This window comes from Saccharicrinis carchari, from assembly GCF_900182605.1.
In the GTDB taxonomy this organism is placed as follows: domain Bacteria; phylum Bacteroidota; class Bacteroidia; order Bacteroidales; family Marinilabiliaceae; genus Saccharicrinis; species Saccharicrinis carchari.
This window is the reverse complement of sequence record NZ_FXTB01000013.1, coordinates 1-23,780: the sequence shown is the minus strand read 5'-3', so window position 1 is coordinate 23,780 and position 23,780 is coordinate 1. Positions and strand designations below refer to the sequence as shown.

The following is a 23,780-nucleotide window of genomic DNA, read 5'->3' as shown; positions in this document are numbered from 1 at the left end:
AATAGTTCTCATTGTTATTTTAGGCGGCCGGCGCTCAATAGACCGCCAGCACGCCTTTTTATCTTTACGCTTATTCTAACTCTTTTTTAATACCCCACAACAATTACTTCATTATCATTTTCTTGCGCAATAGGCTCAATCTCTTTCTGCGCTGGTGGATTGCTTTGCAGCACAAAATTGATAGGGATGGTATAGCTCACATTTACCTTTTGACCTCTTTGTAGGCCTGGCGTCCATTTGGGCATGGCCCTTACTACCCGTAACGCTTCCTCATCCAATGATTCAAACCCTCCGCTGCGCAACACTTTTACATCTTTAACATCGCCTGTTTTTGATACTACAAATTGCACGTAAACTCGACCCATCTTACGTTGTTCTTGGGCATCAACAGGATACTTAATACTTTTGGCGATGTACTTCCGTAACTCCATATCGCCGCCCGGAAACTGGGGCATTACCTCGACAATGAAAAAAGTTGGGTCCATGTCCTCACTTTGTAAGGTGATTTGCTGCAATTCTTCTAATGTGCTTTGCTGTAACTCCTCGTCGGCAGTGCGGTCGCAGGCAAAAAAGAATGCCACGCTCACTATCATAAAGAAGGCAGCCAGACCTTTGATAAAAGCCTTGTTTTTAATTGTTTTATTGGTCATCATTTTAAATCGTTTTTTAGTAATGGATTGGTTAAAGTTATTCACAGGAAACAGTCGCGCGCCGGTAGCCTCGTGCAATAACAATTTTTTGTAAGAGCCAATGGCAGTTCCTTTGTTTAATACGGAACGATCGGCCTGAAACTCGTGCAACTCCCTGAGCAGGTTCTTAATCCACCAGGCAAAAGGGTTAAACCACTGCACAATAAGAAGCGCCTCAAACAACAGCACATCCAAAGAGTGCCGATGCTTAACGTGGGACATTTCATGCACTAATATCTTGTCCAGATCGTCGTCGGTATAAAGTGACCGATTAACGAAAATTACATGAAAGAACGAAAAAGCGTTAAAGTTGCCGGGCAGGTCGGCTATCCTAACATCTTTATATTTTATCCATCGGGCTTTTTTTGAGAGTAAACCCAAGCGTGTCAGGCCAAAAAGCAAACGCAGTAATATGGCCAACGCACCACCCAAATAAAGCCATCCAAAGGTTTTGTTTTTCGCAATGACAGGCACAACCGTCTGCTGTACCTCATCGGCATAAACGTTCACAGCTTGCAGTAGGTTTGTAAAACCTTGTACTTCAATATCGGTAGTGCTGGGTGGCGAAACGGAAATATGCACAAAGGGCACAACGGTAGCCAATGTCAACGACAATAGCAGATAAACTCTATTCAACTTAAAAAATGGTTCGTGATGCAGAACTGTGCGATAAAACAAGGCCAACACGCCCAAAATGAGCGACGACTCCAGCAGGTAATTGATAAAATATTCCATAACAGCTTATTTTTTTGGATTTTTTAAATCATCTTTTATTTGATTCTTGTTTTCGCTCTGTAACTCACTTTTTACGTCGTTCATCAGTTCTTCCAAATCGTTGATGTCCATCTTATCCTCCTTGGCAAAAAAGGAAACCAGCTCCTTAAACGAACCTTGAAAGTAATGCAACATAACCCGTTTCATAAACTTTCTTTTATAAACTTCTTTCGCTACCAACGGAAAATATACATGTCCCTTGCCCTGCTTTTTATGATCCACAAAACCTTTGCTCTCCAAAATACGCACAATGGTACTTACGGTATTATATGCCGGTTTGGGTTCGGGGAGTTTTTTAATAATACCTTTTACATTGGTCTCCCCCAAATCCCACAACTGATGCATGATCTGTTCTTCTGCTTTTGTAAGTTCTTTCATTTATTTAAGACTAGTAGATAGTTAGACAATAGACTGTTACCCTCCTGCGGCAAGTCAGGGATTAAACCCTTAAACTTACTTCTTAACCGACTGATATTTTTTAAACATTGCCTGGGGTTTTTGCCTTTATTATTTCCTCAACATTTTCGATTAATTTTTTACTAAATAAAAAGTGTAGCAATAGATATTTCCCTCTATAATCTTTCAAAGAAATAGTGTCTCCTGCCAATGCTGCAAGTTTCCATTCAGGAGCTGATTTGTTTTTTGCTAAAGTCTTGTTTAAAAACTTCATTTTTGTCCAGTCGTAATAAACTGGGATACTATCTGCTTCAAAACGGGAAGGAGCGTGCGTATCTTTAAACAAATAGTCTTTGAACTGAACTTTTGAAAAATAGCTTTCTAATTTGTTTCCCCCTAAAAAAAATCATTCAGCTAACATTTATAAAGAGGATTATTATGCCTATAAAAATTAATGATTTTATAATTGCTTTCATGGAATTGTGTTTTTATTGGGTAATTGTGTATCAAAATAACAAAACATAAGGCGTTAGTGGCTTGCTCAATCTTTTAACTAAATAATTAGTTCAAATTTATAACTAAAGATTTAGTTATGCAAATTTTTTAAACTATATTTGTAGTTGAAAAGAGGATGTTAATACCAAAATGCTGATGTTATGACTTTTAAAAAAGCAAGCCATTTACTTATCATTGTATCTTTCGTCATGTTTTACTCAAACGCGATGGCAACTTATACTTTGTACTCAAAGCAAAGTGATGAACAGCTTATGAGCATCAACCGTGATTCTTTGTTGATAATTGAATCGCGAACATTATCAAGGGCATACCAGTTCGATGGCGCCATTGATATATTGGAGCAGGTGGTTAAAAGGGATTCTTTTAATAGGGATGCTTTTACCGAGTTGGAGCGCTTGTACTTTAAAACCTCGCAGCATTGCGCAGCTATTCATTTACATAATTACCTGATCCTAAATAAGGTGGATAGTGCTTACTACGCTATACGCAAGGCTTTGTCGCTGAGAAAAATAGGCCAATACCAAAAGTCGTTGGATATTTTTATGGGAGCTTTTGCCACAGACTCAAGTAATTCTTTTATAAGCACGCAAATAGGCGACTTGTACAAAGCTTTAGAGATTCCAGAGCGTGCGCTTGTGTATTATAACAAAACATGCCAAATTAAGCCCAGCTCTACAGTAATGATCAAAGCCCTGGATCTATATCTCAAAATAAATCAAAAAGATGAGGCATTGCGATTTTTTAACCGCTATTACAAAACAGAGTTTGCCTCAAACCAAATTCTCCTGCGGCTCTATGGCAAAACCTTATATGTAAACGGCAAGATAGAGTTGGCACGCAAAACATTCAGCCGCTTATATGCTGCGGGCGATTCGTCCCTGGTTACCTGTAAGTTTTTGGGCACCTGCCTATGGAAACAGGAAGATTACGGCAATGCCATCCCTGTTCTCGAAAACTTTATCCAGCTCGATACCACCGATTACCAGGTATATTATATGTTGGGCACCTGCCATCTGAAATATAAGTTCGGGTATAAGCCTACCTTAGGGGTTGATTTTCTGGAAAAGGCCATCGCACTGATGCAACCCGACGGCAAAACCCTGAATCGAATTTACAATGAACTGGCGTTGCATTATCAATATCATCAAAACTACGAAAAAGAGTTGGAGATATATTTGATCATGAAAGAGAATGAACCGGACAGCAGACATGTGGACTATAAAATGGCCACCTTATATGATTACGGTTTTAATGATAAAAAAGAAGCCCTGCAACGATACCAAAATTTACTGACGCTGTACAAAGCCGACAGCACAAGTAAAACAGACAGATGGGCAATTATAAAATTTTTAGAAAGTAGAATCCAGGAACTCACAGAAGACAATTTTTGGTAGCTGCGCGGCGGCAACGGATATTAATTAGCGAATCGTTCTCGGCAGCGACCATAGGCTGGAGCGGGTTATGATTTCCATTTTTTTATTTTTTATTTGACTCAAAAATTATAGTTCGCCCTAAAATGTTGTTATTTTAGTAACTTGATTGACCGCATGTAAAATTGAAATATCGCTTTGGGGTATTGCAGTGGGTCGATTAAATTGAAATATGAAACTCAAAAATAGCAACATGGAAATCAACCATTTTAAATCGACCATATTAGCAGGCATACCCAGTGAATTGCCGCCGGAATCGGAATATGATTGTACCGTTAACCACGCACCTGTGCGCAAGGATATCCTTACCGAAGAGGAAAAAAAACTGGCTTTAAAAAATGCGCTGCGCTATTTTCCTTCACATCACCATAAAACCCTTGCTCCTGAATTTTTAAAGGAACTCAGGGATTACGGACGTATTTACATGTATCGTTTTCGTCCGCATTACCGAATGAAAGCCCGCCATATTGATGATTTTCCGCATAAAAGTAAACAAGCGGCTGCCATCATGCTAATGATATGCAATAATCTTGACTATGATGTAGCACAACATCCGCATGAGCTAATTACCTATGGAGGCAATGGTGCTGTTTTTCAAAATTGGGCACAATACCTGCTTACCATGCAATATTTGGCTATCATGAATGATGAACAGACCCTGGTGATGTATTCCGGGCATCCCATGGGTTTATATCCTTCGCACCGCCATGCACCGCGTGTTGTCGTTAGCAATGGTATGGTGATACCCAATTATTCAAAACCCGATGACTGGGAAAAATTTAATGCCCTTGGCGTATCGCAATACGGACAGATGACAGCCGGCTCATTTATGTACATTGGGCCACAGGGCATTGTGCATGGAACAACTATTACCATTTTAAATGCCCTGCGTAAATTAAATACTTCCACAAATGACGATACACCAAAGTTATTTATTACGGCGGGTTTGGGAGGTATGAGTGGTGCCCAGCCTAAAGCAGCCAATATAGCCAAATGTATAAGTATAACTGCCGAGGTAAACCCCAAGGCCTTGCACACCCGACATGCACAAGGATGGGTGGATGAGGTAGTCGAAAGCCTTACGGAGTTGGAGGATAGGGTGAAATGGGCTAAAAAGAAAAAAGAGGTGCTATCCATCGCCTATAAAGGTAACGTGGTAGAGGTGTGGGAATATTTTGCCGAACGGGGCATTCAGGTAGATTTAGGTTCTGACCAAACATCGCTGCACAATCCCTGGGCAGGTGGTTATTATCCTGTTGGCTTATCCTATCAAGAGGCCAATGAAATGATGGTGGCCCAACCGGAGCTTTTTAAACAAAAGGTGCAAGATTCTTTAAAACGCCAGGTGCGGGCTATCAATACCCTAAATGCGCGTGGAATGTATTTTTTTGATTATGGAAATGCATTTTTATTGGAAGCCGGCAGGGTAGGAGCCGATGTTTTATTACACGACGGAAAGTTTAAATATCCCTCTTATGTGCAGGATATCATGGGCCCTATGTGTTTTGATTATGGCTTTGGCCCTTTCCGCTGGGTTTGTACCAGCAACCGGCCCGGTGATTTGGCAAAGACTGACCGTATAGCCTGCCGGGTGCTGGAGCAACTCCGGCTGACCTCCCCTGTGGAAATACAGCAGCAGATGGCAGACAATATTCATTGGATTAAGGAAGCAGAAGCAAACAAACTGGTTGTAGGTTCGCAGGCCCGGATTTTATATGCCGATGCGGAAGGTAGGATAAAAATAGCCGAGGCTTTTAATCAAGCCATTAAAAATGGTGAGTTGTCGGCACCTGTTGTGTTGGGACGCGATCATCACGATGTGTCGGGAACGGACAGCCCCTGGCGCGAAACATCTAATATTTATGATGGTTCAGGCTTTACCGCCGACATGGCAGTACAAAATGTTATTGGCGACAGCTTTAGAGGAGCCACATGGGTATCTATCCATAATGGTGGTGGCGTAGGTTGGGGAGAAGTAATAAATGGTGGCTTTGGCTTGGTGATAGACGGGAGTGAGGAAGCGGACAAAAAAATACAATCGATGTTATTTTGGGATGTGAACAATGGTATCTCGCGCAGAAGTTGGGCGCGCAATTCGGAAGCGGTATTTGCTATTAAAAGAGCCATGGAAGTCAATCCACAACTGAGGGTTACTTTGCCTAACATAGCAGATGATGATGTGATAGAAGAGGTTTTTGGCGGAGAATCGCACCCAAAAGAGGGAATGAATTAAAACAACATCCCATACGGACGTTCGATGGCTTGAGCCAGCGGAATCAAACCAACATTTCGGCTAAAGCGCATATACTCTTTGCCTTGAACAAAAATAAGAAGGGTAGGGGCATTAAAAACGGAATTTTGTGCGGCCGGTTCTGGCGCTTGCTCAATGTTGCAATAGGCCATCTGTACTTTTGGAAAATCAGTTGCTAATAAGTCCTGTACTTTTGGTAGCAGCACTTTGCATACGCTGCATCTATTGTGCGAAAAGTAAACGAGCACCATATCGTTGGTTTTTAGTAGCAATTCAAAATCCGATATCGAACCAATATTTTGCATGGATGTAAAGATTTCATTTTTCTTTTCGTAACAAAAGCGATGCATTAATTCTGCCAAAGAATCGCAGAATATTAGAGAAAAGGTACTATGTTTCCGCGTCAGTAAAAGCCCTGCAGGGGGAGGGGTACGGCCGAATTGTTAGAGTAATCAATCACTTGAAACCTTTTTACTTATTTAGCCCTTTCCACCCTCCTAAAGCCGGAGTGGCCCTTACTTTCTTGTCTTGAAACAAGAAAGTAAGCAAAGAAATTCAAGACTGCCTGAAAAAATTCATCCGTCTCTTAGCACTGCCTAAGTGCGGCCGGGTGATCTCCGAACGTGTTCGGAGCTTCCCGGTCTTACTACGGCAGCGCTTTGAGCCCTATAATATTTTTCAGGAGGCCGGCCGCACAAGCCTCACACTCCTGTCCGAGAATTAAAATATGACAACAAATTATCGTTAATGCCGAAGAAAAATCGGTGCAGGCTATGTTGGCGTTAGTTCCTTTTTAAGAACCTAAATCATATTACATCATTACATGGGGTAAAGGCCCCAGACTTTTACAGAATTACAAACTCCACGATTTTTGACGGAAACATTACAACAAACCCACCTCGCGTTAGCGAGCTAAATTCTTGTTCCAAGCTATTTTTTTCAGATAGCTTGGAACAAGAATTAGTACTGTCCCGTACTCAACATTACCAGGGTGCAAGCACGAATTACTTCAATGTTATTTTCTTTTGCCAGCGATTCTAATTCCGGGTTTTCCGTTCCCGGATTTAAAATAATTCTTTGGGGTTTAAGTTGCTTTATGAGTTCATAATGAACAGGCTGGTTCCGTGGGCCAACGTACATGGTAATGGTATGCACATCTTCGTTTTTATCTATTTCTTTCTGTATTTTTATTCCATCCACTTCGCCGGTTCGCGTACCCAAGGCTAAAATGGAATGATGGTGTTCATTTAACATTTTAATTGCCTTGTGCGAATATCGCTCAGGATTTTCGCTGGCGCCAATAACTAAGGTCTTTTTCATGATAATAAATGTATTAAGGTAATAGGAGTAAATGTAGCCATATACAAGTACTTATGCAAATAGCTATGTTATTTGCATGGTTTCTGAATTAACACGCTGGCATACGCGGTAACGCCTTCCTGCGCACCCACAAAACCTAGTTTTTCGCTTGTGGTAGCTTTAATGGCAATATCTTCGGGGTCTATTTCCATTACCTTGGCCAGCAGTGCCTGCATTTCAGGAATCAAATCTTTCAGTTTGGGTTTTTCAAGGCACACGCTGCTGTCGATATTGCTTATTTCATAACCTTTTTCTTTGATGAGCTCCACCGTTCTACGCAATAATATTTTGCTGTCAATCCCTTTATAATGTGATGAAGTATCGGGAAAGTGAAAGCCAATGTCGCGTAAGTTGGCGGCACCCAGCAGGGCATCGCAAATGGCATGAATCAACACATCGCCATCCGAATGACCAATGGAGCCTTTGCTGTGGGGCACATGTAGGCCGCCTATCCAAAGCTCTTCACCTTCGCCCAGTTTATGGACATCGTATCCAAATCCTACTTTTATTTTCATTATTTTTATTTCCGAAAGTTTAAGAATAGTGCAGGTTAAAGTAATAAGCAACAAAAATAAGTAAAAAAAATCCCGAACTGTATGTCCGGGATTAAAATGTTGTTAATAGCTTATTGCTGTAGATACGAATTCAGCTACTTTATACAGGATGCTCGTATCTTGACTCTTGCTGCTTTGTAATTGTTTTAACTCAAATTAATTATTTTCCCATCTGATCCAGGTCAAATCCTAATGAAAAGCGGATGGTATTGGCCAGTGGGTTGTTTTGCGCTATGGCAATGATGTACGAAGCATCAATAGTAAACATGTTAAATTTGAGGCCGGCTCCGGCAGTAGCAAACTTACGGTTTCCGATTACTTCGTCCTCGTGGTAATAGCCAGCTCTGATGGCAAATTGGTTGTCGTACCAATATTCTCCTCCAACCGAAATCCTTAAGTCTTCAACGGCAAAATCACCAAAACTCTGAAAAAAGGAAGCAGGCACCGAAAGGTCGCTTTTGTCTTCGTAGGCCCCATCTACAAAATCACCCTTAGCAACCATGTAGCGGTTGATATCCAGCGTAAAGCCCACTTTATTGTATCGGTCTATCTCGGTGGTATAGGCTCCTCCTATGCGTAGGTTAGCTGGTAAAAATTCCTGGTTAGCTCCTCCATCGTACGATATTTTAGAGCCAATATTAGAGATGTTGATGCCGGCAGAAACATCGCCTTTTCTGCCACCCCATTTAACATTCTGCAGATAAAAAAAGTTCAGGTCGGCTGCAAAAGCACTGCCGGGCTCAGCTCCTTCTGAATAAGCCCCGTTGTTGATGTCGGATCGAATATACCTAAAGGCAACTGAACCGGATATCTTATCTGATAGCTTTAAGGCGTATGCCGCATCTATGGCAAATTCATTGGGTTTTCCGCTGGAAAGGGGTGAGCCTGTTTCATCCGTAAAAATAATAGAGCCTAACGAAAAATAACGTAAGGAAGCACTCACCGTTTGCATATTATCTATACGACGAAAAAAAGTAAGATAATACAAGTTGATATCGTCGACTAAATCCCTGAGCCAGGGAGTAAAAGATAGAGATACACCCATGTCCTGATCTAAAAAGGCATATTTACTTGAGTTCCAGTGCTGCGAATTGATGTCGGGTGCTGTGGCCACACCGGCATCGCCCATCGCACCACCTCTCGACTCGGGCGTGATGGTTAAAAAGGGTGCTGCTGTACGGGGGAAAGCATCTTTTTTATTTACCGTATTTTGGCTGTTTATATTAAGGGATGAGATAAGTACCAATGAAAGGATAATCCCTGTTCTTAAAAAAAAGTTCTGCATAGTGTATGTTCCTTATTTATTATTTGTCGATTAAGCTTACAAATTTAAGACTACAATTGTAAACTCAAAAAAATCAAATTTATTATCGGCCCACCATAATTTTACCCGAAATTTCCCCTTTGCGCCCTGATTGGGAGTCGATAATAAGTTTGTACAGATAAATACCGGGGCTTAGTGAATGCCCTCCGCTGGTTTGCGCCTTTAACTCAATGGGGGGGATGGTATTAATCAGTGATATTACCGAGCTGTTTTGTTGCGAAACGAGCTGTCCGTTTAATCCGTATATTAACAATTGAATGTTAAGCCGCGAGTTGGGGTCATCGTGTTGAAAGGAGATATACGATGTTTGTCCCGGCACTAGTGGATTGGGAAACACAATGGCATCGGAAATAGCTATACCACCTTCTTCTGAAACCTGAAACTGGATACTTGCAGTGGAGGAATTGTTATGCGTATCCCATGCCTTAAGGGTGAGTGTGTGCTTACCCGATTCCAAAACCGGCAATTGTCGTTTAATGATGCCTTCCTGATAACTGTTGATGGTAGCTTCAAAGTCGTTGTTTAATATAATTGGGTTTGAGTTGTTATCGTTTATTACAGCCGTAATGTCGTGGCCAATACCATTTCCGGTAGTATTAATACCCGAAATATCCGATATCTCGGCCAACAGGATTGGTCGTGAACCCACCTTGGCTCCCTGGCTAAAGTTTTTGTTGTTAAGCCATAGTTTAATTTCAGGCCCTGTGTTATCCTCGTCGGCATTGTTATCGATACCACCTATGATAATATCCGAAAAGGCACCAAATGCCTCTTGCTGGCTTTCATCTGAATAGGCATAATAGCTAATTTTTCCCTTATCAAAATTGTAGCGAATATCTTTGGGTATAACAAATTCTGTTTCGAAAACACCGTTAGACGCACTGGCTGAACCTTTAAAAATAATATTATCGAAGGTGTCGAAGGAAAAAGGTGTGGCTCCATCGTTGCCTCGGGTAACTATTCGACTTTGCTTATCGTACACTGTTACGAAAACTCTTCCGTTAAAGTCGTCTTTTAGTTTATTGAAACTATCGCTTATCTGTCCGGTAACTTTTATTTTACTTAAAGCCTTTAGACTGTCCAGGGGAGCAGGTGTTCCGTCCACTTTCATGGTTACATCGCCTTCGTTAATTTTCAGGGTATTCACCTTTGCATTGGGATAAATCAAGCGGATAGCCGGATCGCCCAAAAGCGAAAAGTTTAACTTGTTGATGGAGCTCGATAGTTTGTTTTTTGTACGCCTCATTATCTGGCCCAGGGTGTACGGCTGGCCATCAGTATCACGTTCAAAAGCAAAATTATAAAAACTGGTGTTCAGGTTGTGATTGGCGTTTGAGTACACTATTCGTGTGGTGGAGAAAAGTGCAATAGCACCTCCCAGTGGATTCAAAAACAATTCTTCGCCCGCCGTAATCATATCTTTTTCGTCGTAACGGCTAAATTCGCATGTGGCCGTAACAAAAAGGGCAAGTTTGTCAATATTGTTCCAACTGGCAATATGTGTTTTGGTAATTACCTTTTCGTGGCCTAAAACATTAGGGCTGCCGTGTCCGGTGTAATTAAAAATTAAATTTCCTTTGGTAATCGCTTGTCCTATATCCTGTTCAATAACAGGAATACTGGTTCCGGAAGTGGTGGTTAATTTTTCGTAGGCATCAAAATACAGCTTGGATATATTATATTCGGGATGCGTAGCCAAAAGGTCTTTAGTCAGTAGGTCGGCATCTCTCATATGGATATTTCCATCGCCGTCGTCGCCTACAAAGGTCAGGTTACTTTTCCACTGGTCGTTGCTCTGCTGATAATAATATTTGTAAGTTTTGTCAACCGCTATTTTAGCTTCTTCTAATGTGTTTACCGGAAAACGACCAATCCCAATATCCACCTTGTCAGATGGTATTCTGTCTCCTTCGTTGGGATCTAATAATCCGAAATAATCGTCTGATACATACGAGCTGGTTGCGTGTATAGAGTTGTCCGACTGATACGTGGGTATCTTATCGGTATTGCCGGCAATCCCCGGCCGGTTATCGTAGGAGCCATCGCCAAACAGCAGTAGGTTTTTTGGCTTTTTACTTAAATCGTCACCTGCTTTGTCGTAAAGCATGCGCACAAAGCTGCGAATGGCTGTAACATCTGTTTTCCCCGATGAAAATTCGTTGTAAATTTCTTTGGTGTTCACCACCAAATAACTCATCCCACTGTAGTTTTGATGTATCGTGCCTAATCGGTTGGCCTCGGATAAAAAGTCCGGATGGCTCACAATAATGTAATCGGCAAAAGGGCTGGCATGCAGGTTTTGGTTCGCCACATTCTCTTCAAAAACAGGAGTCGGAAAACTCCCTTCCGGGTCAAAAGCCACAAAATCCCTTAGCTCATTTGCTGCATAATTAAATTCGGTTTGTGTACCCGAGGTGCTTGTTTTTACGCTTAAAGGACTTAAGGGATTGCTAATATCCCATATAATAACATTGTTGCTGTTGGAAAGTACGTATTTTACTTTGCTGCCGGTGCCCACCATATCCTGATTCCTAAATGCCAGCTCGTTACTTATAAAATGAAGATGTCTGTCTGCATTTACACATATATAATCTAAGTATCCAAGGGATGAAGATTGACTGTTTTTAAGGGCAAAACGGATGTTCAGTTTAATATTATCGTCGTTAACATCAAAGTTGGTGCTGAGTGTACCCATTCTGGCGAAGTAGCCGACGATTTTGGTAACATCTACACTGCTTACGTAGGTTTTGGTAAGGAGCTTGTCGTTAACCAGCAACTCAAAGGCAGTGGTAGTACTCGATCGGGCTGCAAGGGAAGCAAATACCGTAGCACTGGATCCCCTCACCGTATTGTCAAATGTAAAATCGAAGCTATGATTCGTATTAGAGTAATAATCGAATTTTTCGCCAAACCATACATTGCCCGATGAAATCAAATTATGATTATCTATCTCGTGATAAGCATAGTCATTAAAATAATCAACTTCTTTATCGTATTCTGCAGTGTGTAGGCTCGATGCTGCAAGGGTTTGCGATGGGGCATCTTTTTCAGTGATAAAATAATAGGCCTTATCGCTAAAAAGGTTTTTTTTGTGTTTAAAAATTCTTTTGTTGTCGTCAAACTCCCATGTTACCGGGCCTTGAGCATAAAAATAGATGGCGTTATTATAGTGCCATACCGGATTTTCAATAAGGTCGTCGGGCCGATATTCGTTGTTTGATGCAGGGAGCGCCTTACCACCGTTTCCGTACAGGCCTACATGGGCAGTATTGGTCACACCCCACTCTTTAAGCTGGCTATAGCTTATTTTATGAATTCCTGATTTGGCTATACTCACCTTTACCCATTTACCTTTGCTAAGTACAGAGTTATCGGCATAGTTAACTGCCTTTAAAGTGCTTTTTAAACGAGATGGCTGTGTTTGTTTGTAGCTGATAAGGATGCTGTACGAAACCAGTTTTTTAAATGATAAAGCACCCTCGGGCTTAATAACGGGGGTGAGTGAGAGATCCAGGAAATACTGTTGGCCGCTTTGTGAAACGGAAAAATCAAAGTTGATGTCTTTATTTAAAACTTTATCTTTAAAATGAGCATGCTCCTGTGGTGTAGGCCATATAAATACCGGTTCCTGGATGGATACCTGAATATTTTCGGGTGTTGTGCCGTAGGGAAATTTAATTGTTTGATTCAGCATGGGGATATTCGTTTCAGGTTTCAGGTCACCCATATCGGAGAATTGAAGTAGTGTTACTTCTTCTCCGTGCACGTTGATTATTGACGGATCCCTCCACTCAACTGTTTTATCTAAAATAATGTTTTCCTGACTGCTTACAGCCATGCTTAGCATACAAAAAAAACCCCACAACCCAATCTTTATCGTATTCATATAATTTCCTGTTTCTTTGTGTTCAATTCTACTACCTTATAAACATCGAAAAAACAGTAGATGTTTATGAGGTAATTCACAAAAGTAAAAAAAAACCGTGTTTGCACACGATTTCACAAAATATAACGTTTACAAAGGATACAATATTACATTAAACAATCAAATAAGCTTTTAAAGAAAAAAAAATGAAAAGAATAATTAGTGGATGATAACCTTTTTCTATTTTTGCAGTATAAGAGAAGGATTGATTGTATAAAAAGAGAGTTGATAAAAAGTAATAAAATTGTTGTAAGAATTAAAGATAACTAAAGATTATATTTCGCTATGAAGCTTAAAATTAGACTTTTTCATATTGCACTTGTGCTCGGGGTTGTGCTAACAACTTCCTGTGGTAAAGGCGGTTCGGGCAATGTTTCTTCTGCTACCGGATGGGAGTATAACACGCCTGAAAACGGCGGTTTTGAATTTTACGATGGGTATGAGCAGGAGCTGGGCCCTGGATTGAGATTTATTGAGGGTGGTACCTTTATAATGGGTAGGGTAGAACAGGATGTAATGTATGATTGGAACAATGTGCCAAGGCGTGTTACAGTTCCATCGTTTTACATGGACGAAACCGAAGTTAAAAATGTGGATTATCGCGAATACCTGTACTGGATAAACCGGGTTTTTGTTGAATATCCCGAGGTATACAGAAAAGCCTTGCCCGATACGTTGGTTTGGCGTAGAGCATTGGCCTACAACGAGCCTATGACGGAAAATTATTTTCGACATACGGCCTACAGTAAATACCCTGTGGTGGGGGTTAATTGGTTGCAAGCCAACGATTTTTGCCAGTGGAGAACCGATAGGGTAAATGAAAAAATATTGGTGGATATGGGCGTTTTGGAAATGGACGTAAACCAGCAAAACGAAAATAACTTTAACACTGAGGCTTATCTCTATGGCCAGTACGATGGTATTGCGGGTAAAAAGCCGATAGAAGATCTGGATCCAAACAAGGACAGCAGGCGTGTACGTTGGGAAGATGGATATCTTTTACCACGCTATCGCCTACCTACCGAGGCAGAATGGGAGTATGCCGCGCTCGGATTAATAGGCAACTCGCAAGAGGAGCGTATGACCAGCCGCAGGATATACCCCTGGGACGGACATATTACTCGAAATGCCGACAAAAACGAAAGAGGTAAAATGATGGCCAACTTTGTTAGAGGCAGTGGCGACTACATGGGTATGGCCGGCGATCTGAACGACGGAGGCGATATTACAGTGGATGTATATTCCTATTATCCCAACGATTATGGTTTGTATTGCATGGCAGGTAATGTAAACGAATGGGTAGCCGATGTGTACCGTCCACTTTCTTTTGACGAAGTAGATGAGTTTAGCCCCTATAGAGGTAATGTATTTAAAACCAAGGTAATAGATGAAGAAGGTTATCTGGTAGAGAAAGATAGTTTGGGTCGTATTCGTTATGAGATGGAAGACGATAAAGACATCATGGGTCGTAAGAACTATCGTACAGCGGATAACCGTAACTATCAGGATGGCGATGTACAGTCCAATATTTCGGTTGGCGACCAATGGTTAGATACCGAAAAAGATACCAAAGATATGTACGGTGCGCATACCGGAAGCATGGGATCATTAGTGTCGGATAAAACAAGAGTTTACAAAGGTGGTTCGTGGAGAGACAGAGCTTACTGGTTAAGCCCGGGAACCCGCAGATACCTCGATGAGAGCGAAGCCCGCGACGACTTGGGATTCCGCTGTGCCATGACCAGAGTTGGTAGCCCTATGCAGGCCAAAGACAGAAGATAAAAATTATTTCATAATTATTTAAAAGGTCGGTTCGTTTGAATCGACCTTTTTTTATTTTTGTAGTATGACGAATGTGAAACAACTGTACCCTGTTTTTAAACAAAGCTCCGGCGTATGCATCGATACCCGCAAGATTACAAAAGGATGCTTGTTCTTTGCCCTTAAAGGAAGCAATTTTAATGGTAATTTATTTGCTAAGAACGCGATGGAGCAAGGCGCTTTGAAAGCTGTAGTTGACGATGCAACAGTAGCTGTAAACGATGACTATATCTTGGTAGATGACGTTTTGGCCACCTTACAGGAGCTGGCTACCTTTCATAGAATGGCGTTGGGCATACCTGTTTTAGCCATAACCGGCAGCAATGGAAAAACAACTACCAAGGAGTTGGTAAAGGCCGTGCTGGGTAAAAAGTATCGTACCTTCGCCACTGCGGGTAATTTGAATAACCATATTGGGGTACCGTTAACTTTGTTGTCATTAAACGAGGATACTGAAATGGCTGTGGTTGAAATGGGGGCAAACCATCCAGGCGAAATTGCATTTTTATGCCGGATAGCCCAACCCAATGCCGGATTGATAACCAATGTGGGTAAGGCACATCTCGAAGGATTTGGCTCTTTTGAGGGGGTGAAAAAAACAAAGGGAGAGCTGTATCGCTTTATTGAAGATCGTAATGGAGTTCTTTTTGTGAATAAATGCAATGCGCATTTGATGGGGATGCTTAATCGTGGCGCGCAACTGTTTTTATATGGCGATGACGAGGAGTGTAAAGTTAAACTGGAAAAATTAAACCCTACACCTAACTTATCGTTTGCGGCAAGTGTAGGTAAGCAACAGTTGAATATTAATACGCAATTGATAGGGGCTTATAACCTTGAGAATGCCTTGGCAGCCTTGGCCGTTGGTAGCTACTTTGGTGTGGAGGTTGAGGATATAGCGCAGGGGGTAAGCAACTATGTTCCCGATAATAATCGTTCGCAATTGGTGGTTTCGGATACCAATAAGATACTCTTGGATGCCTATAATGCCAACCCTACCAGCATGTTGGCTGCACTCCAAAACTTTATGGCTATTGAGGAAGATAATAAAGTGCTTATTTTGGGCGAGATGAAAGAATTGGGTGCCGATAGTGATAAGGAGCACGCAGCAATATTGGATTTTTTGAAAAAGTACAAATCGGTAAAAGCTTTTTTAGTGGGCGATAGTTATAAAATGCTTTTAAAAGCAGAGGAAGAATATAGCTGGTTTAGTAATGTAAACGATTTAATGTCTGAATTAGAAGTAGAGAAGCCTATCCTGCATTCTTTTGTTTTGATAAAAGGATCGCGCAGCAATCAACTGGAGAAACTGATAGGGGTGCTATAAAAAGATTTATCCCAAGCCTTCTAACTCGCTAAATTTTTTTTTGTTTTTAATAAAAAACTGAACAATTACCGACTTCGTGTAAATTTCTTTGTGTCGGGTTGTTTTTACCTTTTTTAGGTTATTTAATCTTTTACGATACATTTTGCCAAACAAACGATAAAAGCTCAGATGTGCCATAAAAACGGAAGAGATGTTACGGAATTCGCCCGAAACAAGAAATTTAACAGCCGCTATACCGTCTAATAACATGCGCTGTGTAAGTTTTAAGAGTAGTTTGTGTTTGCCTATATTCTTGACCAAAAGAAAAAGGTTGTTGCGGAAATTTAAATATACTTTTCTGGGGTTCTGATAATCCAACGTAGCACCACCCAAATGATACACCTCGCTGTTGGCAATATATTTAACCTGGTAGCCCCTGTTTTTTAATCGCCAGCACAAGTCAATTTCTTCCATATGGGCAAAAAAGTCTTCATCCAGTCCTCCGCACTCAAAAAATAATTTTGAGCGAATCATTAATGCGGCTCCACTGGCCCAGAATATAGCCCCCGATTGGTTATACTGTCCTTTGTCTTCCTCTATCTCATTAAAAATACGGCCTCGGCAAAAGGGGAAGCCATACTTATCGATAAAACCACCTGCTGCACCGGCATATTCAAAATAGGCAGGCTCACGATAGCTTTTTATCTTAGGAACGCAAATAGCCGTTTGGGAGTAAGCATCCATCTCCTCTATTAAGGGTGGAAGCCAGTTGGGAGCCGGGGCGATGTCCGAGTTTAAAAGAACAATATGTTCAGCCTTAACCTGCTTTAATGCGCGATTGTATCCGCCCGTAAAACCATAGTTTTTATCTAATTGTATAATACTTAGTGTTGGAAATTTGGTTTTTAACAATTGGATGGAGGCATCTGTGGAAGCATTATCGGCCACGATGATTTCTACCCCCTCTACTTGAGAGTTGGCGATTACTTGCGGGAGAAATTCGTTCAGTAATTTTTCTCCGTTCCAATTTAAAATAACAACCGCTACTTTGGTCATGCGTTTCTGCTTAAGGTGGCATTCATAACATCTTCCCTTTTGTGCTTCCATCTTTTGTGCGACCACAACCAAAACTCCGGTTTTTCCCGGATTATATTTTCTAAATGTTTGGTATGTATCTCCGTTATTTCATATTCACGGGTTTCGCGGGGATTTTCAATCAGGGGCTCTACCGTAAGCTTATAGTAGCCACGTTTTATTTTGTCGAACCTAAAAAATACTACCGGGCTGTTTGTTTTTATGGCCATTTTTTCTGTGCCCAGCAAAACCGGAGTATCCTGATTCAGAAACCTGGTAAAGTACTGTATTTTATTTTTTGCAGGCGATTGGTCAGATATCATTCCGATGACAAAGCGTTTATTTTCCATTTTTAACTTGTGCATCGACCGGTAAGAGGTTTTCATGGGAAAATTCAAAGTCCCCCATTTGGATCTTAAACCCAGCATATATTTATCGTACTCCTTGTTTCTTATAACATGGTACACTTCGCACCCTTGCGCTTTTATAAACAGGTTGATGGAAGGCACCCACTCCCAGTTGCCATAATGGCCCAGCACTGCAATAACATCTTTGCCTTCATCGTAGTATCGGTTTAACAATTCGGCATTAGATATTTGCACTCTTTGACGCATTTGTGCCTCACTCATGCTCTGCAGCTTAAAGGTTTCGAAAAACAAGTCGCACAGGTGACGATAAAATTTAGTTGCGATGTTTTGAATCTCTTTTTCTGATTTTTCTGGGAAGGCGTTGCGCAGGTTGGTCATCACCGTTTTTTTTCGGTAGCCGGATAACCGTATTAAAAAGTAAAAAGCATCCGAAAGCAGGAAGAGTGCCCAAAAAGGTAAATAACCGATTAGCTTAATAAAAAATATGCCTGATTTAACCCCAATGTTATTCACTTTCGCCATACATTAAGTTGTAAATAACCTTTTTAAACTCCTTAAATATTAGTGCGTTACTCGAAATTATTTCCTGACCATAAAGGTAATTTTTACCACCTGAAAAATCGCAATTATGTCCGCCGGCTTGCTGCACCAAAAATGCTCCGGCAGCTACATCATACGATTGCAGGCCATACTCGTAAAAGCCCTCAAACCTACCACAGGCCACATAGGCCAGGTCTACAGCTGCTGAGCCCAGCCTGCGCAGTCCGTGTGAGTTTTTCATAAAGTAATCGAGCGATTTCATAAAACCCTCCATCCGCTCAAAGTTGGCATAGGGAAACCCGGTGGCCAACAGGCTGTCGGCTATTTTTGGCGCTTGAGAAACCGTTATTACTTCACCGTTGAGATAGGCAGGGGCATCTTTCCAAGAATAAAAGCACTCGTTTAAGCCCAGCTCGTAAACTACGCCTAAAACAATTTCCTTACTTTTAATATCATTATCCTGAAGCGCTATGCTAATGGCATGGGGAAACAGGCCATGGATAAAATTGGTAGTGCCGTCGATAGGGTCGATAATCCAATTGTAGCGATCGCCCACTTTTGTAGAGCTGCCCTCCTCAGCAATAAAACCGGCTTCGGGCAATAGCTCCGATAACCGGGCAACGATGCGTTCCTCGGCTCCTTTGTCTACATGTGTTACAAAGTCATTCTTGCCCTTGGTTTTAATTTGCTTACTGTTTTGGGATTCATCGCGTATATATTGTCCTGTATTTTTAGCCAATTCCACAACCGATTGGCATAAGGTTTTTAAATCCATATCATTATAATTGGGTGAACAAAATAATTGGGTGAACAAATCTACTAAATCAATCCATCAATACAGCATCAAAAACCATCTCATCGGGTACAAACGATTTTAGCTTTACTTGTTTAATACTATTTTTTAATGATGCGTCAAAAGGAAGTTTTACTTTTAAATAGTTCTCGGTATAGCCGTTCATCATGCCCTCGTTTTCACTTCCTTCAAAAAGCACACGCGCAGTTTGCCCTTCGAATTGGCCATAAAAGTGGCGTGTTTTTTTGTCGGAAACCTGATGTAATATCTGGCTCCTAAGCTTTCGCTCCGAAATGGGCACTACGTGTTCAATGGTAAGTGCTTTGGTGTTTGGTCTTTCGGAATAGGTAAACACGTGAAGCTGCGAAATATCGAGCTCATTGATAAAATCAAGGGCTTCGTTAAAATGAATACCTGTTTCGCCACGTACCCCAACAATTACATCAACACCAATAAAAGCATGTGGCAATAAGCTTTTAATTTTTTCTACACGCTGGGCAAAAAGTTCGCGGTTGTATTTGCGTTTCATCATAGCCAGCACCTTGTTTGAACCAGACTGCAAGGGGATGTGGAAGTGCGGCATAAAGCGTTGCGATTGAGCCACAAATTCAATTATATCGTCCGATAAAAGGTTGGGTTCTATACTTGATATCCTAAATCTTTCAATCTCTTTTATCTTGTCAAGCTCTTTGATTAGCTCAAAAAAGTTTTCGTTGGTACTTTTTCCAAAGTCACCAATATTAACCCCGGTCAGGATAATTTCACGTGCACCTTCCGAAGCGGCCTTTTTTGCCAGTTGAACGGTAGTTTTTATATCGGCGTTTCTACTTTTTCCACGGGCTAAAGGTATAGTGCAGAAAGAGCAAAAGTAGTCGCAGCCATCCTGTACTTTTAAAAATGTTCGTGTTCTGTCACCCATCGAATAAGAAGGGAAAAATTCTTTGTTGGTCATGATTTTACCGGCGTGTACCTCTCCCGATGCTTTCTTTTGGAGGTCGCCTAAATAATCTGCTATTCTAAATTTTTCGTTAGAGCCCAGTACCAGGTCCACCCCCTCCATTTTGGAAATAGACAGTGGCTTAAGCTGAGCAAAGCAGCCAGTTACTACCACAAAGGCATTGGGGTTTTGCCGAATAGCTTTGTTGATGGCATAACGACATTTTTTATCCGCAATTTCTGTTACCGAACAAGTGTTTATAACATAAACATCGGCAAAGTCGTCATATTTTACCTTTATAAAACCTTCATCTGTCAATGCTCTCGCTATAGTTGAAGTTTCGCTAAAGTTTAATTTACAGCCCAAGGTGTGAAAAGCAACTTTTTTCTCTAAAAACAACGATTTATCAATCATCCTATTCCTCTCTCCGTTTTATAATTACTATATCATACTTGTTAAAAAAACGGACAAAGATAATGAAAAGAGCGCAATAATGGATCATAACATGCCGACACAAAAAAAAGCCGGAAAGTTACTCCGGCCTATGCTTGTAATTGTGGTATATTTCTACAACAAGTCGCTGGCTAATTCAGCCAAATAACTCCTTTCGCCTTTGATAAGGTTCACATGGGCAAAGATATCCTGTCCTTTCATTTTCTCGGTCATATAAGCCAAACCATTGGATGTTTTGTCGAGATAGGGCGAGTCAATTTGTTCGATGTCGCCGGTGAAAATAATTTTTGTACCGGCACCAGCCCGTGTAATCACAGTTTTAACTTCATGTGGGGTGAGATTTTGTGCTTCATCTACAATAAAAAATACATCGGATAAACTCCTGCCCCTAATGTATGCCAATGGTGTTATCATTAATTGGTTATCCCGTTGCATTTCTTCAATCATTACGTTTTCGCGACTTTTAATACCATGGCCATGTTTTATTACACTCAAGTTATCAAACAAGGGCTGCATATAGGGGCCAATCTTTTCGTTCACATCCCCCGGCAGGAAACCCAAATCTCTGTTGGCTAACGAAACGATGGGGCGAGCCAGTAATATCTGTTTGTAACTTTTGTTTTGTTGTAAGGCCGAAGCCAAAGCCAATAAGGTTTTGCCTGTTCCGGCCTTTCCTGTTAATGATACCAATTTAATGTCGGGATTGGATAACGCGCTTAGGGCAAAAGTTTGTTCGGCATTCCGGGGCTCAATCCCAAAAGCACCCTGTTTTTCAACTCTTTTTATAGATTTGGAAAAGGGATCGTAAGTGGCAAGTACACTCTTGTTACCATTGCGTAACACAAAAAATTGGTTGGCGGGTAAATCCTGTTGGGGAAAAGCACCTTCAGCAACTCCATCTGAGTTGTAGAGGGTATCTATTATTGTGGTGTCAAAGTTATCAATAATCTGAACTCCCCTGTCCAGTACGTCGATATCCTTTACCTGGTCGGTGGTATAATCTTCGCTTTTTAAACCCAGCGATTTAGCCTTCATCCGTAAATTAATGTCCTTGGTAATCAAGGTGACGGTTCGTCCTGCGAACTTTTCCTTTACGTACAGTGCGATGGCCAAAATTCTGTGATCGGCTGATTTTTCAAAAAAGGAGTCCTCCATAGCTTGCGTAAAAGGTTTACCCGTAGCTACAAAAAGTTTACCTCGTTTCTCCCCCAAGGAAACCCCTTCGTTAAAAAGTTGTTCGCCGGCTATTTCGTTTAAGTTACGGACGAATTCTCTTGCCTGATAATGGATTTGGTCGGTACCTTTTTTAAATTTGTCCAGCTCTTCGAGCACTACAATAGGTACAATTACATCATTATCCTTAAAGTTGTATATACATTTGTGGTCGTGAAGAATTACATTTGTATCCAAAATAAAAATCTTGCTTTTAGTGGACATGTGCATAGGTTTTAATGGTTGAACATGTATAAATATATTCTTTTTCGTACTAAAAACATAGTTTTGTTATCTAATAGCAAAAAATTAAAACGATACTTACATGCAATATAAAGAGGTGTTGGAGTTTTTGTTTTCACAACTGCCAATGTATCAACGTGCGGGAACTGTTGCCTATAAGGCCAACTTAAATAATACGCATAAGTTGGATAGCTACTTTAACCATCCACACAAAAAGTTTAAAACAATACATGTGGCCGGAACCAATGGCAAAGGTTCTACATCGCACGGTATAGCCTCAGTTTTGTACGAAGCCGGTTATAAAGTGGGATTATACACTTCGCCTCATTTAAAAGATTTTAGAGAACGGATAAAAATTAATGGTATCTGCATATCGGAGATCGAAGTGATTAACTTTGTGGAAAAGCATCAGTCCATTATTAAAGGAGTGCAACCGTCGTTTTTTGAGATGACTGTTGCCATGGCTTTTCATTATTTTGCGATGAACAAGGTGGATGTAGCCGTAATTGAAGTAGGATTAGGGGGCAGGTTAGATTCTACCAATATTATAATGCCGCAATGCACTGTGATAAGTAATATTGGCTTGGATCATACTGCTTTGCTCGGGGATACAATTGAAGAGGTGGCTCGCGAAAAAGGCGGAACAATAAAGGCCAATACGCCGGTGGTAATTGGAGAAACAGATGAACTAACGCAAAAAATATTCGATGCAATAGCCAGAGAAAAGGGGGCTCCTATTTTTTATGCGGATAAAGCCTTTAATATACCGGTAGCGATGAATGGTGTTGATGCAACGCAAATTTTACAGGTGTATCGTAAAGATTCGTTGGAATATCCGGATTTAAAATTGGATTTAGCGGGTAAATATCAGCAAAAAAACGTAAAGACTATATTAAAAACAATAGAGGTATTGAATGAGATGGGTTTTAATATAAATAGGAGTCATATTTACAAAGGATTAAGGCAGGTTGTGGCAAATACCGGATTAATGGGTAGATGGCAGGTGTTGGGTGCCAATCCGGCAATAATATGCGATACCGGTCATAATGCAGAAGGTGTAAAAGAATTGATGCAGCAGTTAAGTCAAACACCATTTAAGGAGTTGCACATGGTTTGGGGTATGGTTAACGATAAGAACATTGGTAGGGTGTTGCGATTGCTTCCAAAAGACGCAACTTATTATTTTGCCAAGGCTGATATTCCGAGAGGATTAGATGTGGATATATTAAAAAAGGAAGCACAAAAGTATGGCGTAATCGGTAATACTTATATGTCGGTAGAAGAGGCACTGTGTAAAGCGAAAAAAAATGCGGGGGCTAATGATTTGATATTCATCGGAGGAAGCACATTTGTGGTGGCCGAAGTGTTGTGAATTATTCAAAAAGTTTTGCAGATAAAAAAAAGAGGTCTATATTTGCATCGCTTTAAAAAAGAGGTGGCAAAAAGAGGAAGCAAATCACAATGGTGGTTTGACATGGTTTAAAGACAAAAATCGGGCGATTAGCTCAGTTGGTTCAGAGCATCTGGTTTACACCCAGAGGGTCGGGGGTTCGAATCCCTCATCGCCCACTCGATTTTTTAAAGATAGTATAAAGCATTAGGGCGATTAGCTCAGTTGGTTCAGAGCATCTGGTTTACACCCAGAGGGTCGGGGGTTCGAATCCCTCATCGCCCACGGAATAGGAGGAAGTTATAGAAATATGACTTCCTTTTCTTTTTTAAGTAAGCTAAAGCGTTTCATGGCCTGCCACTTCTACATCCTGCATTCTCCTTCAAAAAACAAATATTACATCGGGTATACCTGCGATGGATTGG

Annotated in this window: 18 protein-coding genes and 2 tRNA genes; 7 read left to right on the top strand and 13 right to left on the bottom strand. The window is 40.9% G+C overall.

Going from position 1 to position 23,780, the window contains the following annotated elements; genetic code table 11:
* Positions 1 to 86 precede the first annotated feature (86 nt).
* From FN809_RS16525 to FN809_RS16515, 3 genes are all read right to left on the bottom strand, one after another.
* A complete protein-coding gene (locus FN809_RS16525; protein WP_142534643.1) occupies positions 87 to 1,424 on the bottom strand; it encodes a M56 family metallopeptidase in 1,338 nt (445 codons plus the stop codon).
* Positions 1,425 to 1,430: 6 nt separating this feature from the next.
* Positions 1,431 to 1,841, bottom strand: a complete 411-nt coding sequence (locus FN809_RS16520) for a BlaI/MecI/CopY family transcriptional regulator (RefSeq protein WP_142534642.1) — start codon at positions 1,839 to 1,841, stop codon at positions 1,431 to 1,433.
* A 100-nt stretch (positions 1,842 to 1,941) separates the two neighbouring features.
* Positions 1,942 to 2,205 carry a hypothetical protein gene (locus FN809_RS16515; RefSeq protein WP_185957597.1) on the bottom strand — a complete coding sequence of 88 codons (264 nt, stop codon included), beginning with the start codon at positions 2,203 to 2,205 and terminating at the stop codon, positions 1,942 to 1,944.
* 310 nt (positions 2,206 to 2,515) lie between these two features.
* On the opposite strand from FN809_RS16515, the gene FN809_RS16510 reads away from it, so the two are divergent.
* Positions 2,516 to 3,769: a tetratricopeptide repeat protein gene (locus FN809_RS16510; protein WP_142534640.1), complete on the top strand. Its 1,254-nt coding sequence runs from the start codon at positions 2,516 to 2,518 to the stop codon at positions 3,767 to 3,769.
* A 208-nt stretch (positions 3,770 to 3,977) separates the two neighbouring features.
* A complete protein-coding gene (locus FN809_RS16505; RefSeq protein WP_246095620.1) occupies positions 3,978 to 6,038 on the top strand; it encodes a urocanate hydratase in 2,061 nt (686 codons plus the stop codon).
* Here the strand turns inward: FN809_RS16505 and FN809_RS16500 are convergent.
* The 5 genes from FN809_RS16500 to porU form a co-directional block, all read right to left on the bottom strand.
* Positions 6,035 to 6,361: a thioredoxin family protein gene (locus FN809_RS16500; protein ID WP_142534639.1), complete on the bottom strand. Its 327-nt coding sequence runs from the start codon at positions 6,359 to 6,361 to the stop codon at positions 6,035 to 6,037. The genes FN809_RS16505 and FN809_RS16500 overlap by 4 nt on opposite strands.
* 655 nt (positions 6,362 to 7,016) lie before the next feature.
* Positions 7,017 to 7,376 carry a CoA-binding protein gene (locus tag FN809_RS16495; RefSeq protein ID WP_142534638.1) on the bottom strand — a complete coding sequence of 120 codons (360 nt, stop codon included), beginning with the start codon at positions 7,374 to 7,376 and terminating at the stop codon, positions 7,017 to 7,019.
* A 68-nt stretch (positions 7,377 to 7,444) separates the two neighbouring features.
* Positions 7,445 to 7,930, bottom strand: coding sequence for a 2-C-methyl-D-erythritol 2,4-cyclodiphosphate synthase (gene ispF / locus FN809_RS16490; protein WP_142534637.1), 486 nt, complete (start codon positions 7,928 to 7,930; stop codon positions 7,445 to 7,447).
* A gap of 199 nt (positions 7,931 to 8,129) precedes the next feature.
* Positions 8,130 to 9,254, bottom strand: coding sequence for a type IX secretion system outer membrane channel protein PorV (gene porV, locus FN809_RS16485; protein ID WP_142534636.1), 1,125 nt, complete (start codon positions 9,252 to 9,254; stop codon positions 8,130 to 8,132).
* 82 nt (positions 9,255 to 9,336) lie between these two features.
* Complete coding sequence (gene porU, locus FN809_RS16480; RefSeq protein WP_142534635.1) at positions 9,337 to 13,179, bottom strand: type IX secretion system sortase PorU; 3,843 nt, start codon at positions 13,177 to 13,179, stop codon at positions 9,337 to 9,339.
* A 324-nt stretch (positions 13,180 to 13,503) separates the two neighbouring features.
* Here porU and FN809_RS16475 point away from each other — a divergent pair, with 324 nt between their 5' ends.
* Entirely contained in the window at positions 13,504 to 15,000 is a 1,497-nt protein-coding gene (locus FN809_RS16475; RefSeq protein WP_142534634.1) for an SUMF1/EgtB/PvdO family nonheme iron enzyme, read from the top strand.
* A 64-nt stretch (positions 15,001 to 15,064) separates the two neighbouring features.
* Positions 15,065 to 16,366, top strand: coding sequence for a UDP-N-acetylmuramoyl-tripeptide--D-alanyl-D-alanine ligase (locus FN809_RS16470; RefSeq protein WP_142534633.1), 1,302 nt, complete (start codon positions 15,065 to 15,067; stop codon positions 16,364 to 16,366).
* 6 nt (positions 16,367 to 16,372) lie between these two features.
* Here the strand turns inward: FN809_RS16470 and FN809_RS16465 are convergent, their stop codons facing one another.
* From FN809_RS16465 to FN809_RS16445, 5 genes are all read right to left on the bottom strand, one after another.
* Positions 16,373 to 17,401, bottom strand: a complete 1,029-nt coding sequence (locus FN809_RS16465; RefSeq protein ID WP_142534632.1) for a glycosyltransferase family 2 protein — start codon at positions 17,399 to 17,401, stop codon at positions 16,373 to 16,375.
* Positions 17,398 to 18,309, bottom strand: a complete 912-nt coding sequence (locus FN809_RS16460) for a lysophospholipid acyltransferase family protein (protein ID WP_142534631.1) — start codon at positions 18,307 to 18,309, stop codon at positions 17,398 to 17,400. Before FN809_RS16460 ends, FN809_RS16465 begins: the two co-directional genes overlap by 4 nt.
* A complete protein-coding gene (locus tag FN809_RS16455; RefSeq protein ID WP_142534630.1) occupies positions 18,293 to 19,102 on the bottom strand; it encodes an inositol monophosphatase family protein in 810 nt (269 codons plus the stop codon). The genes FN809_RS16460 and FN809_RS16455 overlap by 17 nt, the downstream gene beginning before the upstream one ends.
* Before the next feature lie 49 nt (positions 19,103 to 19,151).
* The gene (gene mtaB / locus FN809_RS16450; RefSeq protein ID WP_142534629.1) at positions 19,152 to 20,471 is read right to left on the bottom strand and encodes a tRNA (N(6)-L-threonylcarbamoyladenosine(37)-C(2))-methylthiotransferase MtaB; all 1,320 of its coding nucleotides are present in this window, start codon (positions 20,469 to 20,471) and stop codon (positions 19,152 to 19,154) included.
* A 153-nt stretch (positions 20,472 to 20,624) separates the two neighbouring features.
* The gene (locus FN809_RS16445) at positions 20,625 to 21,947 is read right to left on the bottom strand and encodes a PhoH family protein (protein WP_142534628.1); all 1,323 of its coding nucleotides are present in this window, start codon (positions 21,945 to 21,947) and stop codon (positions 20,625 to 20,627) included.
* Between the two features lie 100 nt (positions 21,948 to 22,047).
* On the opposite strand from FN809_RS16445, the gene FN809_RS16440 reads away from it, so the two are divergent.
* The 3 genes from FN809_RS16440 to FN809_RS16430 all read left to right on the top strand — a co-directional run bounded on the left by FN809_RS16440 (position 22,048) and on the right by FN809_RS16430 (position 23,640).
* Positions 22,048 to 23,337, top strand: a complete 1,290-nt coding sequence (locus FN809_RS16440) for a bifunctional folylpolyglutamate synthase/dihydrofolate synthase (protein WP_142534627.1) — start codon at positions 22,048 to 22,050, stop codon at positions 23,335 to 23,337.
* Between the two features lie 122 nt (positions 23,338 to 23,459).
* A tRNA-Val gene (locus FN809_RS16435) sits at positions 23,460 to 23,534 on the top strand.
* A gap of 31 nt (positions 23,535 to 23,565) precedes the next feature.
* Positions 23,566 to 23,640: transfer RNA gene (locus tag FN809_RS16430), tRNA-Val, on the top strand.
* Positions 23,641 to 23,780: the final 140 nt, after the last annotated feature.

Bases quoted from the DNA above. Each gene is read 5' to 3' on its own strand.
- FN809_RS16505 (WP_246095620.1), top strand. From the start codon at position 3,978: ATGAAACTCAAAAATAGCAACATGGAAATCAACCATTTTAAATCGACC.
- porV (WP_142534636.1), bottom strand. From the start codon at position 9,254: ATGCAGAACTTTTTTTTAAGAACAGGGATTATCCTTTCATTGGTACTT.
- FN809_RS16470 (WP_142534633.1), top strand. From the start codon at position 15,065: ATGACGAATGTGAAACAACTGTACCCTGTTTTTAAACAAAGCTCCGGC.
- FN809_RS16520 (WP_142534642.1), bottom strand. From the start codon at position 1,841: ATGAAAGAACTTACAAAAGCAGAAGAACAGATCATGCATCAGTTGTGG.
- FN809_RS16525 (WP_142534643.1), bottom strand. From the start codon at position 1,424: ATGGAATATTTTATCAATTACCTGCTGGAGTCGTCGCTCATTTTGGGC.
- FN809_RS16465 (WP_142534632.1), bottom strand. From the start codon at position 17,401: ATGACCAAAGTAGCGGTTGTTATTTTAAATTGGAACGGAGAAAAATTA.
- FN809_RS16440 (WP_142534627.1), top strand. From the start codon at position 22,048: ATGCAATATAAAGAGGTGTTGGAGTTTTTGTTTTCACAACTGCCAATG.
- FN809_RS16495 (WP_142534638.1), bottom strand. From the start codon at position 7,376: ATGAAAAAGACCTTAGTTATTGGCGCCAGCGAAAATCCTGAGCGATAT.
- mtaB (WP_142534629.1), bottom strand. From the start codon at position 20,471: ATGATTGATAAATCGTTGTTTTTAGAGAAAAAAGTTGCTTTTCACACC.
- porU (WP_142534635.1), bottom strand. From the start codon at position 13,179: ATGAATACGATAAAGATTGGGTTGTGGGGTTTTTTTTGTATGCTAAGC.
- FN809_RS16510 (WP_142534640.1), top strand. From the start codon at position 2,516: ATGACTTTTAAAAAAGCAAGCCATTTACTTATCATTGTATCTTTCGTC.
- FN809_RS16445 (WP_142534628.1), bottom strand. From the start codon at position 21,947: ATGTCCACTAAAAGCAAGATTTTTATTTTGGATACAAATGTAATTCTT.
- FN809_RS16500 (WP_142534639.1), bottom strand. From the start codon at position 6,361: ATGCAAAATATTGGTTCGATATCGGATTTTGAATTGCTACTAAAAACC.
- FN809_RS16455 (WP_142534630.1), bottom strand. From the start codon at position 19,102: ATGGATTTAAAAACCTTATGCCAATCGGTTGTGGAATTGGCTAAAAAT.
- FN809_RS16475 (WP_142534634.1), top strand. From the start codon at position 13,504: ATGAAGCTTAAAATTAGACTTTTTCATATTGCACTTGTGCTCGGGGTT.
- ispF (WP_142534637.1), bottom strand. From the start codon at position 7,930: ATGAAAATAAAAGTAGGATTTGGATACGATGTCCATAAACTGGGCGAA.
- FN809_RS16460 (WP_142534631.1), bottom strand. From the start codon at position 18,309: ATGGCGAAAGTGAATAACATTGGGGTTAAATCAGGCATATTTTTTATT.